Below are 15,315 nucleotides of genomic sequence, written 5' to 3' on the forward strand. Positions count from 1 at the left end.
ATTTTCGAGGTAAGCTCATCATTGCAGATTCAACAGAGCGTAACGTCGTTATTCCTTCATCGGCACCGCCTCAGCTTAATTGTGGGGATCGAGGTTGCGTAGTCTCGCTGATCTATTCGACTGATGGGGGAAGAACCTTCCACGGAACCGATTACATGCGGGCTTTTGATCCGTTGCAAGAAAGTAGACGGTATTCGATCTATGTAGACCGGAATTCTTATTTTGTGGAAAAGATGCGCCAGTCGGATTCGGTGACGAATCGATTTCCGCTGCTTCCAGGCTTTGTGTATGGCCAAGATACATTACCCGAAGATAACAAGATTCAATTTGACGTGAAGGTTCCGGTCGGACTTCACTCTCCATCAGGTCAAGAACGATTCTCCTGCAACGCCTCGATCCGTCCGACCAACCCCGATGCTCCTCTGAAGTGAGTGCATGCTATGAAAAACCCTGTTTGCTTGGACGATTCAACCACACATAACGGCATCGTAAAGACCGCCTCGTCGACTTTCTCGCTTGATGGCAGAAAAGTCGCCCTACTAGATGATTTGGTCTCCTGCCCTGAGCATGGCGACAACCGAATTGTTGAATGCGGAACGGGCTACAGCGAGGGCGGCCGTGGATGGGTCGTTCATCACTGTCGTACGCAATGCGGCAACCTTGTGATCGCCAGTGCCGCAGGGATGAGCATCGCATGAGCCTGACGTGGCGCGTGCCGAATGCTCGGGAACAGGAGCGTGGTAAGGCTCCATCTGTCTGGATCTATGCTCTCCTGTATGTGCTGATCGAACTCGTTGCGGTAGTCACGACGATCTGGATATGGCCTAAAGGTCAATCCACGGCGTCGTCTGAGTTTCTGCTTAAGGTTGTCGTGGCGCCGGCCCTGATTTGGCTTGCACTGTGCTGCATTTACTACAGTCGCGAGTTCGAGGATTTGCGCTACAGAGCCCAATGGTGGAATCTTCTTTGCAGGAAACGATTCTGTGACTGGCAAATTTGGGCACGCGCCCACCTTGTTCTGCTCGATAGCGCCGTGCTGACGCCGGAGAAGGAGCTCGCGCAGCGGATGCTTGGTCTTGTCCCGTCTGCACCGATCAATCCAGAAAAAGCGCTGCAGCTCGCAGGGATTGATGCATCGATGAGCCAAACCAGGCAGGAACAAGTCATCGAACGTTTGATGGCTTCGCTTGTTGATTCGATTAAGTTTGCTGCACAGGCGGGCAAGATCGATGTCATGCTCCACGCATCTGACGAAGCGCAGAAGCTATCGATTGAGCACGCTTGGCGTAAGCTCGGATTACCGGGGTTGCCCGAGGTCACTTGGCTTTCGTTCGACGGTGAGTCACCCCTTCTAGGGAAATGGTTCGCCGGTCAACCCATGCCGGACTATCGGCTCGTGATTGCCCTCCAACTACATCAAGGCGAGGACGCGCCAACATTCTCGGAAGCAGCGGTTGCAATGCTGTTTACCAGGCCAGCAGTCCTGGCGCGCACCAAAAATCTGAAAGCGCGTGCGTGCATCATGCGGCCAATCTTCGCAGAGCCGGACACGTTGGGTGCGGCGATGGCGAGCTTGCTGCGCGCTGAGCAGGCCCCGCAAAAGAAAATCCGCAACCTGTGGTTCAGCCGCTTGAATAGCCTGGCGAAGAATTCCACGGTCGCAGCCGCACGCTATGCGGAACTGGAGGTGCGCGAGCAGGATCTGGACCGGGCAATCGGCCAGCCTGGGCCGATCACCGGCTGGCTGATTCAAGCGCTGGCCGCGGAGATGGTTCAGCACGGACAGGGTGCGCAACTCGTCGCCACGCCACAGCGCGGCGGCGTCGCGCTGAACTTGGTGAGCGTCGCGCCACCACCTGTGCAATACCCGAAGGATCAGGACGTGCCTCTGCTGTCGGTTGCGTGGGCGTTGGGCATGCTGTTTCTTTCGGGTTTCGTGCTGTGCTTGCACAAGATCGCGCCGAACGTGATGAACGTGGATCTCACGGTCTGGCTGTGCATCGGGTTCATGACCCTCATCCTGTTTCAGGCCGGCTTGGCGTTCTTCGACCGCGAGCACGAAACACGGACATTCCATGAGACGTTTTATTGATGAATTGCCTCTCAGGGCGCATGCGCTTCATGGCCGCTAAGGTCGCCGTAGACGCGGCTTTTCGTCTTACTAAAATAAGAGCAGGTCGAGGAAGGTAAGTGAAAGATCTAATTCGGGGCCGGTGGCTGTCCGTCACCGCGATACTGGCCATCGTGGCGGCGGGTGTTTTCTTGTTCGTCGGCACAGGCAATCTCGCGACGTGGTTCGCTCAATATAAGACAGTCGTCATCGGCTGCGCGGTCTTCATTGCGGTATTGCTTTTCGTTGTCCTGCAACGACGCAAGCAGGCGGGCGACAACATGCAGCGCGCCGCCAAGGAACAGGCGTTGGCGCCGACTGCGGGCCTTGATGAGGCGCAAAGGGCAGACCAGATTCGCAGCGTAAGCGCCGCCGATCGGGCCGAGGCGCTGCGCTTCCATCTTCGGCAGATGCGCTGGTTTCGCTGGGCCTATGACCGTCCGTGGCTGCTCGTCACCGGCGATGCGGCGTGCGTGCAACGCTTGAATCCCGAGCTCGTGTCGCAGTATTGGCAGATCACCGACCATGCGGTGCTCTTATGGGGCGAAGTCGCTTCGGAGAGCAACGGCCAGGCGTGGATTCGTGAGATCGGTAGACTGCGCCGCAGCCGCCCGGTCGACGCGATCGTGCTTGCATTCGATGGCGCGGCGGCGCTGCCGAGCACCTCACGCGGCGAGATGGGATGGGGCACGACGCTCGCCCGCATCGCTCAGGACTTGCACTGGTCCGCGCCGATTTTTCTGCTGGACCTTGACGGCAACGTCACCGCGAAGCACGACAGCGAACTAACCGGCAGCGAATTCGCGGACGCAGCGGACAAAGCCGCCATCGAAACCGCGCTACTCAATTTGCGCGACCGCCTGGCCGATATCGGCACGAAGCGTCTAGGACAGGACCGCAGCGACCGTTTCGCATCCGAACTGTCCGAGCGGCTCGACACGCGTGCCCCGGCGCTCGCGCAGTGGATCTCCGAACTGTCGATGTGGCAGCGCCGCCCGCTGCCGGTGGCGGGCGCGTTTTTCGCGCCGTGGCCCGCCATCGATGCACAAACGTCGAATGCAGGCCACGGCATCGATCTTCCGCTATGGCGCTATCTCGCCGAGGCCACCCGAGAGCGTCGCGGCCGTCGAACGGGCCTTCATCCTATTACGGTGTTCTCCGTCGCGGCCCTCGGCGTTCTCGGCGTCTGGAGTGCAGGCATGCTCATTTCGGGCATGTCGAACGCCCATCAGATCGTGCAGACCAACGAGGCGCTCGCCGCGCTTAAAACGCCTGACACTGCCGCTCGCCTACGCGCGCTAAAGGCGCTGCAACAGCGCATCGGCTTCTACGAATATCGTACGCAGCATCATGCGCCGTTGTTCGCGCGTTTCGGCCTGAACCATGACCGCGAAGTGCTTGCGGCGCTCTGGACGCCCTACGCCCGCGAAGCCCGCGCGCTACTTAGCGCACCGGTACAGCAGGACATCGAAGCGCGCCTGGTCGACCTCGGCCAGATGCCGACAACGCAAATCGACGACCAACTCACGCACGTGGCGCAAGACGGCCAGGGCGCGCTGAAGACCTATCTGATGATGGCCGAGCCGCAGCGTGCGGATGCCGGTTTCCTTACGCAGGAGCTTCCAAAGTATTGGAACACGAGCGCCTCGCTCACCGCCGGAGAGAAGATCGACCTGTCGCAACACCTGCTTGGCTTTTGGGCCGATCACTTGGGCGCGCATCCCGACTGGCGCATTCAGCCGCGCGAGGAACTCGTTGCCGTCGCGCGTCAGACGCTGCTCGCGGTGATCGGCGTGAAGAACTCCGAGGATACGATCTATCAAAACGTGCTGGCCTCAGTCGGCCACAAGTATCCGGACCAGACGCTTGCGACGCTCACCGCCGGCACCGACACGCGGGGCCTATTCCGCACCGCTGCCACAGTGCCCGGCGTGTACACGCGTCAGGCGTGGGAAGGCTCGATCGAAGCGGCCATCGACGAAGCCGCCAAGCACAACGGCGTAGCGGGCGATTGGGTACTCGGCAACGCTGGTCAGTCTTCCAGCACCTCGGCGCAGACTCCGGAGGTTCTGCGCGCTGCCTTGCGTGCGCGCTACTTCGCCGACTACGCCGAGCACTGGCAAACCTTCATGAACAGCTTGCGCTGTGATGCCGCGACTACGCTGCCCGCGGCAATCGGCCAACTGAAACTCATCGCCGATGCGCGTCAGTCGCCGCTCATCGCGCTGATGAAGGCGCTCGAATACCAGGGCGGCGCGGGCGCACCACGCGACTCGCTCTCCGATACGCTGGTGAACAAGGCGCAGAACATATTCGGCAAGAAGGACGACGCGCCGCAAGCCGCGAAACCCGATCCCGCTGGTCCTTTGGGCGCATCGTTCGGCCCGGTCTTGCGACTCGTCGCGCAAGCGAACGCAAACGTTAGCGCGTCTGCCCGCAGCGACTTAAGCCTGGAGCGCTTCACCGAACGCATCACGAGCCTGCGCCTGAAGCTGCAGCAGATCAGCGACAGTCCTGACTCCGACGAACAGGCGCGACAAGTCGCGCAGTCGCTCTTCCTCGGCAAGGGCTCGGAACTGGCCGACACACTCGCCTACGCGCAACTGGTCGCGGCAAGCCTCGGTGAACAATGGGCCGGCATGGGCGCGGAGTTGTTCGTGCGTCCCGTGTCGCAGGCGACGCAAACCGTGCTCGAACCCGCGCAAGCGAGCCTGAACGACGCGTGGAACGACACCGTCGTCGCGAACTGGAACCGCTCGTTCGCGGGACGCTATCCATTCGCCAATACCGTCAACGATGCGTCACTGCCGGAGCTTGCGCGCTTCCTGCGTCCGCAAGGCGGTCTCATCGACACGTTTCTCGCCACGCAATTGGCAGGCGTGATTCAACTGCAAGGCGACCAATGGGTGCCAGCACCGGGCGCGACGGGTACAGGCAGCGCCGCACGCGCCATCGATCCGGCGTTCCTGAAGGCGATCAACACACTGCAGCGCATCGCCGGCCACTTGCTCGCGCAGGGCGAGCCGTCGTACCGATTCGAACTGAAGCCTGTGCCGACGCCGGGCATCACCGATACGTTGCTTACCATCGACGCGCAAAAGCTGCACTACTACAACCAGGTGGAAACATGGAGCGGCATGGCATGGCCGACGAGCGATCCGCAGAGCGCGGGCACGCGTCTGGAGTGGCAGACCGAGAGCGCAGGCACCAACAAGCGTTTCGAATTCTCAGGCCGCTGGGCGTTCGTGCGCATGCTTGAGCGCGCCCACGTCGAGCCGATCGACACCGCGACCTATCAGGTGACGTGGCAAGCCAAAGCGCAGTTCGAAGACACACGTTCGAAATCAGCGAAGACGAGCGACGGACCCGATCAAGACGCGCTCAACGCCCACGGACCGTCCACGCCCGCACCCGCCGATATGGCGTACCCGCTCACCTACATGCTTCGCACCGATGTAGGCAAGGGACCGCTGGAACTGCTGGATCTACGCGGCTTCACGCTGCCGAGCCGCATCTTCATGAAACGCGATACGACCACGCGCAACGCAAAACCCGACGGTCCGCCGCCGTTACCGAAGGCCGCAATCGAGGCGGCGAAACAGGCTGAAACGCCGTTGCCTAACGGCCGAGGAACGCGATGAACTCAAAGCATCCCGCCCTTGCGCCCGCGCGGCGTACGCAGGACATCGAGCGAAATGTGTCGCGCAGGGCCTTCGATTTCTTGCATGCACTCGTCGCCACGCGCGAGACGAGTCCCGAGCCACCTCCCGTGCGGGCAACGAAGCTCGGCCTCATTCCCGCCTGGCAAGCGTGGACACGCGCACTTGAGGAGCGTGATGGCGAGCGTCTGCCGCAGTTCCATCTGTCGAGCGCACCGGACTATGGTCCCCCGAGCGCCGTCCAGGCAGCAATGGACTTGTTCGTCGAAGCGATGCGCGTGAACGGGACGCGCTGGGATGAAGGCGCCTCGGTCGAAGAAGCGGTCCAGAAGTTCGCGCTGCTTGGCTCGGCGGCGGCCCTTTATCAGGTCCGTCCACACGCGGTAATCGAGCCCACCGAGGCGCTGCAGACCTGGCTCGCACATACGGACATCAGTCAGGACGTACCGGCTGCGCTACTGAAGCTGCCGTTTCCGGCGATATTCATCCGCTTTGGTCCGCAGATGGCGCAGGCGGTCGACGCCACGCCGTGGGCGAGCGTGAACCGCCCGCTCACGACGTCCGGCGTCTATGTGCTCGAAACACTCACGGCGAATCATCGTGAACTGGTCTTCATGGCCGTAGGCGTCACGCTCGAACATGAGCAGGAAATGCCGCACACGTTGCAACTCATTTTCGATGATGAAAGCGACTCGCTGATCGACCATGTCATCAATCTGGAGCGCAAAAGGGCGGTCGGCTCCGATTCCTCCGTCGCGATGATCCAGATGTGCATCAAGGTGCTGTTGTACCTGCAAACAGCGGGCGCGGTGCGCATCGACGATCTGCATCGTCATGAAACGATCGTCCCGCTCGCGCCGGCGAATGGCAAAAAGGCGTCCATCGAGCAGCGTCTCGCCGGTCGTCGCAAGCAGGTCGCGCGCCGCTACAACCGCATCATCGTGGGTCCCGCGCAGCTTCCGGCGCAGGTGATTCATCACACGCCGGGAGAAAAGGCTCCGCACTGGCGCGCGGGCCACATGCGCATGCAGGCGCATGGTCCACAGCACTCGTTGCGCAAACTCATTTTTATCGCCCCCACGCTGATTCGCGCCGATCTGCTTGGCGAGACCGATCAAGCCCCACACTGAAATCTTATGTTTACTAATTTACTCAACGCGCTATTCGGCACGCGCAAGCCGTCCGATCTGGCCATCAAAGCGCTGCCGCAGTGGGACGACTGGCTCACACCGATCCGCGCCGATGCGCCCGTCGGCACTGACCCCGGTTACGACGACGATTTCCTCGCCATCAAGGACGAAGTCGCCAAGCTATCGAACGTCGATGACACGCTGATCGTCGAGTCGGCCGAGCGGCTCATCAAGACGCGCGCGAAGGATGCTCGTCTCGCGGTGTACTACGTCTACGGCCGTCTGCGTCGCGATGGCGCGGAAGGCGTCGCCGCCGGTTTCGAACTGCTCGCGGCGCTGGTCGATCGCTTCGGCGACACGTTGTTGCCCGCGCGCCCCGGTTCGCGGCGGGCGGCGTTCGAATGGCTGTGCGGCAGCACCTTCGCCGACCGCCTCGATGCCGTGCAGGGACTTTCGGGACCGCTGCTCGAACGCGCGCTCTCGGCACTGGCGCTCATTTCAGAGCGCATCGAGTCGTGGCCGGAAGACGCGCGCCCGGTACTCGCGCCCTTGTTCAGGCGCTTCGAAGGCCGCATCGAGTCTCCCTCCGAGAGCGACGCTACGTTCACCTCAACGAACGCGGCGCCTTCGTTATCCACCGCCGCGCTGCCGAGTGCGTCGGAAGTCACGTCCACGCGCGAGTTGCTCGACCGTGCGCGCCAGATGGCGCAATTCCTGCGCGAGCAGCCGCAAGGCTATCTCGCGGCTTATCGGCTGATGCGCTGCGTGCGTTGGGATACGCTCATTGAAGTGCCGCCGTTCGAAGCGGGCGGCAAGACGCGCCTCGTCGGTCCGCGTGCGGAACTGCGCGCGAACCTCAAACGTCTGCTCTTGCAAAAGCAGTGGCCGGAGATTCTGGAGCGTGTCGAATCCGCGTTCGCCGAAGGCGCGAACCACTTCTGGCTGGACCTGCAGTACTACGCCTTCGTCGCTCAGGAGCAGGCCGGCGGCGAATACGCGCAGGTGCGCGAAACCACGGCCACCGACTGCGCGCTGATGCTCGAACGCATGCCCGGGCTCGAACACTTGGCGTTCTCGGATGGTTCGCCCTTTGCCGATGACGCCACGCTCGAATGGATTGCCCGCTATGCGACGGTGCGCGACGTCGAGCGCGGCGAGACGGCTGCGCCCGTTGCCGCGACCCACGCCGGCGCCGATTGGGCGGAGATCGAAGCGCAAGGCAACGACACGGCCGCGCAACAAGGGCTCGACGCCGCGCTCGCGTGGTTGACGCGTCAGCCGGTGCGCGACGACGCCCACATCGACGGCGGCGAGCGCGAGCGTTTTACGCGCCAGCTTGTGATGGCGCGCGTGGCCGAGCGCGCGGAACGTTCCGACACGGCGCTCTATCTGCTCGGCGCACTCGATGCCGATATCGAACGCTATCAGCTCGCGCGCTGGGAGCCGGCGCTCGCGTTCGAGGCCAAGCACCATCTGCTACGCATCCTCAAAAGCCGCTTCAATCGTAAGGATGCCGACAAAACGGCGCTGTTCACCCGTATCGACAGTCTCACGGCCGATCTGACCGCGATCGACGCCGCCCGCGCCGTGGCGCTGACCTAAAAGAACAAGGAAATCACGAAGATGTCGTCCCCGACCAAGGACAATGAAATCCTCCGCTACTACGAAGCGGAAATGCGCTATCTGCGCGAGGCGGGCAAGGAATTCGCCCGCGCGTTTCCCGACCGCGCGCGCGAGCTCGATATCGATCGCATCGGCGAGCGTGACCCGCACGTTGAACGCCTGTTCGAAGGCTTCGCGTTCCTGATGGGCCGCTTGCGTCACAAACTCGACGATGAACTGCCGGAACTGACCGAAGGCTTGGTCAGCATGCTCTGGCCGCACTATCTTCGAATGATTCCGTCGCTGTCGATTCTGGAGCTCACTCCGAACGCGGGCGCGATGCAAAAGCACGAGGTCGTCGAAGCGGGGCTCGAAGCGACTTCCGATCCGATAGCCACCGGCCTGAACGGGACCGACGAGGCACAGATCGAATGCGTGTATCGCACCACGCAAACGGTCGATCTGTATCCGTTGACATTGACCGAAGCCGGCGCGTACGCCCGCGAGGACGGCCGCTCGGTAATCCGCTTTCGTTTCTCGATTCAGCCGCAGACGCAGCGCGAACGTCTGCACGTACCGCGGCTGCGCTTTTACCTGAACGCGGACCGCCCGGTGGCGCATGCGCTCTACGCTGCACTCACGGCCAAACCCGTCGCCGTGCAAGTGCGCGTACCGGGTTTCGCGGAAGATCGTCCCGGCGCGCCGCAATCGATGGAAGGCTTACGCCTCGCGCCAGCCGGCTTCGCCACCGACGAGCGCCTGTGGCCGAAAGCCGACAACGCTTTCGGCGGCTATCAATTGCTGCTCGAATACTTCACGTTCCCCGAGAAGTTCATGTTCGTCGACTTGCTCGGCCTCGACATGACGGCGATCCCGAAGTCGGCCGCCTCGTTCGATGTCGAGGTCGTACTGGACAAATCCTATCCCGACGACATGCGCTTCACCGAGGAAAACGTGCGGCTGTATTGCACGCCGGTGATCAACCTGTTTCCGATCGCGGCCGATCCCGTTACGGTCACGCAATTCGAAACGGAATACCGCGTGCGGGCGCGCGAGCAGTACGGCTCATTGGTCGACATCTATTCGGTCGATACGGTCGAAGGCTTCGAGAAAGGCCGGCGCTTCGAATACGTGCCGTTCGCGGCGTTCAAGCATCGCGGCGGGATGCTGCGCCACGAGATGCCGGAGCGCTACTTCCACACGCGTATGCGGCGCGGACCATCGGGGCGGTTCGATACATGGCTCGTGCTGGGCGGTCAGGCGTGGGAGAACGCGCAAAGCTTGCCGAAAGAAACGCTCTCGGTGACGGTCACGGGCACCAACGGCATGCTGCCGCGCAAGGCGCTGCGCGAGGCGGGCATCACGCGCATGCGCGGCGGCTTCACGAACGTGGGCGCGGTGCGCAATCTGACCGCGCCGACGCTGCCCGTGTATCCCCCACCGGCGACCGCTTTCAGTGGCGCGTGCTTTCGCATCTCGCGCCGAACTATCTCTCGCTGCTCAATGCGGAGATTCTGCGCGGCTCGCTCGCGCTTTATGACTGGACTGAAGGCGAACTCAACCGGCGGCGCATCGATGCGATCACGGACGTGCGCCACCGTCCGCTGCAAAAGCTCGTCAAGGGCGGCCTGATGCGCGGTGTCGAAGTCACCGTGACGCTCGACAGCACACGTTTCGCGGGCGACGGCGATCTGGACATGTTCGGCGGCATGCTCAATCGCTTTCTCGGCCTCTATGCGGCGCTGAACTTGTACACGAAGCTCGTCGTCGTCTCACAGCCTTCGGGCAAGCATATCGAGTGGCCGGAGACGAAAGGCGAAGGAGCGCCATTTTGAGCGCGCCGGATAAGCTGTTTGACGCACAGAGCCGCCAGTCCGATCGAACGCTGCTGCCAACGCTGCTCGATGATGCGACGCGGATGAACTTCTATCGGTTCTGCGAGCTGATCGAACTGGCCGCGCCCGATGCCGCGCCAATCGGCACGACCGATTCTCCCGGCACGGAGCCGGTGCGCTTCCGCTCGCGTGGAAGGCTCGGGTTTCCCGCCCGCGAGATCGATCGTGTCGAATATGACGACGACAATCCGGACGCGCCGCCCACCGTGCGCACGACGTTCCTCGGCCTGTATGGCGTGGACGCGCGCATGCCGTCGTACATCGTCGACGAGGTCGCGCAGAACCGCGATGGCGCGGAGCCGCTGTCGGCGTTTCTGGACCTGTTTCATCACCGCATTCTGACGCAGCACTATCGCGTGTGGCGCAAGTACCGCTATCCGGTCGGCTATCGCGAGGGCGGCAGCGATTCCGTTTCGCGCTGTCTGCTGAGCTTCGCCGGACTGGGACTTAGCGCGAAGCCCAACGCGCTTTCATCGGCGGTCGATCCGCGCAAGCTGATGTCGATGCTGGGCATCACCGCGCAGAAGACACGCACGGCGGAAGGACTCGCGGGCGTGTTGCAGCACGCGGTGCCGGATGCGTCGATTACGGTCGAGGAGTTCTATCCGGTGTGGCGCGCAGTGACCGATTTCGAGCCCGCGGCGCTCGGCGAGCAGTGTCTGCTCGGGCGCGGCTTCTATGACCGCGCGAACGCGGTGCGTGTGGTCATCACGCCGGATACGCGCGAGACGGTGCTCGATCTGACGCCGGGCGGGCACGCGCATCGGGAGGTGATGGCGCTGTTGCGTTTCTATCTGGGCTACGAAGGCGAGGCGCATCTGGAGATGCACGTTCGGCCTGAACTGATGCCCGATCCGGTGCTGGAGCCCAGGCAAACCAGTCTCGGATTGACGACGCAACTCGTCAACCGCACCGCTTCGACCGGCGAAACAGCACGCATCACGCGCGTGCATCTGGGGCGCTGGGATGGCGCCACCGCATAAACCAAGAAGAGCAGGACAAGTCATGCAGAAATACCAATCGAATGCTTCGGTCACGGGCCGCGTAGTGCAATGCGCAACGACCGCACTCGTCTCGGCGAGCCTTCTCACGATTGCTGGATGCGGCGCCTGGCAGGCCACCAAAGACGGCACGACGGACGCCGCGAAATGGGTTTTTACGACCCAAGTGAAGACGATGAACGTCGAACTGAGCGGACGTGCCGCGTTGAACGAAAACGCGACCGGCCTGCCACTCTCGACAGTGGTGCGGTTCTATCAACTTAAGGATTCAAAGACCTTCGCCCAACTCGAATACGTCCAGTTGCAAAACAACGATCTGGAATTGCTCAAAGCGGACCTGGTGGCCACCAAGGATGTCGTGTTGCGTCCGGGCGCGAGCGCGAGCGTCAGCGAGCCGATGCAGAAGGACGCTGAGTACGTCGGCGTGGTCGCGTTCTTCCGCACGCCGAGCAGTGCCGGAGTGTGGAAGCTGCTGATTCCGAAGAAGCAGTGGAAAGACACTGATCCGGTGAAGATCAGCGTGCAAGGCAATCTGCTCACGATGGAGGGAGCGAATCCGAAGCCGGTCAAGCGCGATGCGCCGCAGCAGTCTGTGTCGAACGCCGGGGCGGCCGCTGCTTCGGCGGCATCGGGCGTGTCGGGCGCAGCCGCTGCGAGCAAGGCCGCCGCGCAGAACGTCAACTCGGCTGCCGATACGCTCACGAAGGCCAAGGCGAGCGGAAGTTCACTCTCGAAGAGCGCCGCCGGGCTCCTTTCCCATTGAGACCAGCCACGCCGCATCGAGCGGCGGATGGCCCGAACACAGTTTCACCAACCAACCCACTAACCAACCAAGCAAAAACATAATGAAGCACTTTCTCTCTCTCACTGCCTGCGCGCTCTCCGTATCCATCCTGACCGCCTGCGCCACCGGTCCGAATCGCGACGAGGAAATCGCGTTGAACCAACAAGTCGGCATCGAGGTGACGCAGACCAAGGAAGGCGTGCAGGTGCGCCTGCCTGATCGCGTTCTGTTCGATTTCGACAAGTCGGTTCTGCGTAGCGATTCGGGGCCGGCCATCCAGCGCGCAGTCGTGTTGCTCAAGCGTAGCCAGAAGTCGGTGATCGTCGAGGGCCATACCGATAACACCGGCACGCATGAGTACAACCAGGCGCTCTCCGAAGCCCGTGCGAAAACGGTAGCGAATGCGCTGGAGCAGCGCGGCATCGCAGCCTCGCGCGTCACCACGAAGGGCTTCGCTTACGATCGTCCGGCGGCGAGCAACGACACGCCAGCGGGTCAGGCCAAGAACCGCCGCACGGAAATCGTGGTGGTCGGCGAGTCGCTCGACGCGATCATGGGTAAGTCGAAGCGTTAACGCATAACGAAACGCCCTAGCTTAACCACTGATCGTCACGGCGCATCCACACGCGCCGTGACGATCCCGCCCCTTTCTAAAGACTTTCTCCCTTGCGCCGATAAACACCGATCAAACCCACCACTAGAACAGGGCCAGAACGGTGCAGAGAGGCGCCAACGATTTCCTCGGGACCATCGGCGACAACATCGCCAGGAACCTGCCGTACATCGAATACGCACGCCGTTTCGATGGGCTCGGTCTCGCTCCGCTCGGCGTGCTGATCGCCGCGTGCGGAACCTTCTTCGTGCCGCTGCCGTGGAACGTGCTGCTCGCCGCGCTCGTCTTCGGCGCGGTCATCGTCGTGCATCGCATGCACGAAGCGAATCGCAAGATCTTCGTCGCGCGTCAGGTCGCGCACGGGCTGCTTTCCATCGCCGAGGACTGCCTCAAGCTGCTGTCGCTCGAAGGCCGCATCATGTGCATCTCCGAAGTCGGCGGACGTCTCATCGAAGCGGACTGTGCCGATGATCTCGTCGGCGTCGACTGGCTCGCGCTCTGGGACGGTCCCGATGCGCGGCAAGCCTTCGAGCGCGCGAAAGCGGGTGAATCGACGTCGTTTTCGGGAACCTGCCGCACGATCAACGGCCGCGCGAAATGGTGGACATCGACATTCGCGCCCGTCTACGGCGAGCACGGCAACGTGAGCGCGGTGCTCTGCAAGTCGCGCGACATCACCGCGGAAGTGGATCTCATCGAGGAATTGCGCGGCAACGCGCGCGTGCAAAAGGACATGGAAGATCACGTCGACGCCGTCTTCTGGACCGCGACGAACGATTTCCGCGAGCTTCTGCACGTGAGCTCCGCGTTCGAGCGCATGTGGGAAATGCCGATGTCCGCGCTCGAAGCCGATCAGACCGCATGGTCGCAACGTGTGCATCCGGAAGATCTTCCCGCGCTGCGCGATGAAATGCGCACCGCCGTGAACACGGGCGCGGCCACGCAGAGCTACTTCCGTCTGTGCCTGCCGCACGATCGCACGCGCTGGGTGCGCGCGGACGTTTATCCGGTCATCGAGGACGGCGCGGTGTCGCGCGTCGTGAGCGTGTGCGTCGATGCCACCGACGAGCGTCAGCGTCTACAGGAATTGCATCGGCTCGCGAACACCGACAGCCTCACGGGTCTCGCCAATCGCAACGCGATGATGGACGCGCTCGTGAAGCGCTGCGAAGCGGGCGCGCCGTTCGCGTATCTCTTCATCGACATCGATCGCTTCAAGTCGATCAACGACACGGCGGGACATATCGCCGGCGATGCCGTCCTGCGCGCGATCGCGAGACGCATCGAGGAAACGCTGCCCGAAGGCGCCGTGGCCGCGCGTCCGGGCGGCGACGAGTTCACCGTGATCCTGCCCGGCAACTTCGAACAGGAAAGCATCGCGCGCGCGTGCCGCAAGCTCTCGATCGCCTGCCATAGTCCGATCGCGATCGAGTGCAAGAGCGTGACGATGACATGCTCGATCGGCGTTGCGCTCTATCCCGAACATGGACGCACGCCCGAGGCGCTCTTCATCAGCGCCGACATGGCGATGTACGCCGCGAAGCGCGCGGGCCGCAACACCTTCCGCGTATTCGGCGATCGCGAAAAGGACGATCTCGCGCGCGCGCATCTCGAAGCGCAACTGCACGGCGCGATTCGCGAGAACGAGTTCGTGTTGCATTTTCAGCCGCAATATTGTGTCGATTCGGGCGCGCTCGTCGGCGTCGAGGCGCTGTTGCGCTGGAGTCATCCGCAGCTCGGGTTGCTCGGTCCCGGCGCGTTCGTGCCGGTGCTCGAAGAGAGCGCGCTGATCGTCGAGGCGGGGCACTGGGTCATTCGCGAAGCCGTGCAGGCGGCGTCGCAACTCGCGCTCGCGTTGCCGCAGGCTTGCTCGGTGGCGCTCAACGTGTCGCCGAAACAGTTCCGCGATCCGCGCCTCGTGTCCGTGCTGAGGCACGCGATCAAGCGCGCCTGCATCGATTCGAATCGCATCACGCTTGAGATCACCGAATCCGCGCTGATCGAGAACATCGACGACGCGCAAGACGTGCTGTCGAGTGTCCGCGCGATGGGCGTGCGCATCGCCATCGACGATTTCGGCACGGGCTATTCGAGTCTCAGCTATCTCGCGCGTTTTCGGCCGGACGTGCTGAAGCTCGACAAATCCTTCGTCGACAACATCGCGACCGATGCGATGGTGCGCACGGTTGTCGAAGGCGTGATCGATCTCGCGCACAAGCTCGGCGTGACGGTGGTCGCGGAAGGCGTCGAGACGCAGGAGCAACTCGACATGCTGCGCGCTGTGCACTGCGACAAGGTGCAGGGCTTTCTGCTCAGCCGCCCCGTACCGCTCGCGAGCCTGATGGCGCTGGCCGGCGCGCAGGAAGCAATGCTGCGCTGAAGCGCGCGTGTTCCCGCCCGCGCGGGCCGGCCGGCGTTATCATCACGGCATTCGCGGGTGCGAGCCGGCAACGCAGGATGGACGAATGAGCCACCTGACGTGCGGCGTGTCGATCGGTTCGATGTGCGAGGCGCTCGCCCG

At 62.7% G+C, this 15,315-nt stretch carries 10 protein-coding genes and 1 pseudogene; all 11 read left to right on the plus strand.

The window, feature by feature from the left end; translation table 11 throughout:
- On the plus strand, window positions 1-431 hold a 431-nt coding region (locus tag AWB82_RS38605), incomplete at its 5' end, for a T6SS immunity protein Tli3 family protein (protein ID WP_456061745.1).
- A 9-nt stretch (window positions 432-440) separates the two neighbouring features.
- Window positions 441-698 (plus strand): PAAR domain-containing protein, encoded by a 258-nt coding sequence (locus AWB82_RS30720; RefSeq protein ID WP_086973074.1) that lies wholly within the window; start codon window positions 441-443, stop codon window positions 696-698.
- The gene (locus AWB82_RS30725; RefSeq protein WP_086973075.1) at window positions 695-2,092 is read left to right on the plus strand and encodes a hypothetical protein; all 1,398 of its coding nucleotides are present in this window, start codon (window positions 695-697) and stop codon (window positions 2,090-2,092) included. Before AWB82_RS30720 ends, AWB82_RS30725 begins: the two co-directional genes overlap by 4 nt.
- Window positions 2,093-2,190: 98 nt before the next feature.
- Window positions 2,191-5,751: an ImcF-related family protein gene (locus tag AWB82_RS30730; RefSeq protein WP_200818236.1), complete on the plus strand. Its 3,561-nt coding sequence runs from the start codon at window positions 2,191-2,193 to the stop codon at window positions 5,749-5,751.
- Entirely contained in the window at window positions 5,748-6,899 is a 1,152-nt protein-coding gene (locus AWB82_RS30735; protein ID WP_143756928.1) for a hypothetical protein, read from the plus strand. The genes AWB82_RS30730 and AWB82_RS30735 overlap by 4 nt, the downstream gene beginning before the upstream one ends.
- Window positions 6,900-6,905: 6 nt before the next feature.
- Entirely contained in the window at window positions 6,906-8,501 is a 1,596-nt protein-coding gene (gene tssA / locus AWB82_RS30740) for a type VI secretion system protein TssA (protein WP_086973077.1), read from the plus strand.
- A gap of 21 nt (window positions 8,502-8,522) precedes the next feature.
- Window positions 8,523-10,336, plus strand: a pseudogene (gene tssF / locus AWB82_RS30745) (type VI secretion system baseplate subunit TssF).
- Window positions 10,337-10,419: 83 nt separating this feature from the next.
- On the plus strand, window positions 10,420-11,379 hold the full coding sequence (gene tssG, locus AWB82_RS30750) for a type VI secretion system baseplate subunit TssG (RefSeq protein WP_086973100.1): 960 nt from the start codon (window positions 10,420-10,422) through the stop codon (window positions 11,377-11,379).
- 22 nt (window positions 11,380-11,401) lie between these two features.
- Window positions 11,402-12,160, plus strand: coding sequence for a type VI secretion system lipoprotein TssJ (gene tssJ, locus AWB82_RS30755; protein WP_086973078.1), 759 nt, complete (start codon window positions 11,402-11,404; stop codon window positions 12,158-12,160).
- Window positions 12,161-12,242: 82 nt separating this feature from the next.
- Window positions 12,243-12,755 (plus strand): OmpA family protein, encoded by a 513-nt coding sequence (locus AWB82_RS30760; RefSeq protein WP_086973079.1) that lies wholly within the window; start codon window positions 12,243-12,245, stop codon window positions 12,753-12,755.
- A gap of 142 nt (window positions 12,756-12,897) precedes the next feature.
- On the plus strand, window positions 12,898-15,174 hold the full coding sequence (locus AWB82_RS30765; RefSeq protein WP_086973080.1) for an EAL domain-containing protein: 2,277 nt from the start codon (window positions 12,898-12,900) through the stop codon (window positions 15,172-15,174).
- Window positions 15,175-15,315: the final 141 nt, after the last annotated feature.

This window comes from Caballeronia glebae (genome assembly GCF_001545035.1).
Lineage (GTDB): Bacteria > Pseudomonadota > Gammaproteobacteria > Burkholderiales > Burkholderiaceae > Caballeronia > Caballeronia glebae.

Excerpts from the sequence above, each read along its gene's own strand:
- tssJ (WP_086973078.1), top strand. The coding sequence starts at position 11,402 with ATGCAGAAATACCAATCGAATGCTTCGGTCACGGGCCGCGTAGTGCAA.
- AWB82_RS30720 (WP_086973074.1), top strand. The coding sequence starts at position 441 with ATGAAAAACCCTGTTTGCTTGGACGATTCAACCACACATAACGGCATC.
- AWB82_RS30760 (WP_086973079.1), top strand. The coding sequence starts at position 12,243 with ATGAAGCACTTTCTCTCTCTCACTGCCTGCGCGCTCTCCGTATCCATC.
- AWB82_RS30725 (WP_086973075.1), top strand. The coding sequence starts at position 695 with ATGAGCCTGACGTGGCGCGTGCCGAATGCTCGGGAACAGGAGCGTGGT.
- tssA (WP_086973077.1), top strand. The coding sequence starts at position 6,906 with ATGTTTACTAATTTACTCAACGCGCTATTCGGCACGCGCAAGCCGTCC.
- tssG (WP_086973100.1), top strand. The coding sequence starts at position 10,420 with ATGAACTTCTATCGGTTCTGCGAGCTGATCGAACTGGCCGCGCCCGAT.
- AWB82_RS30735 (WP_143756928.1), top strand. The coding sequence starts at position 5,748 with ATGAACTCAAAGCATCCCGCCCTTGCGCCCGCGCGGCGTACGCAGGAC.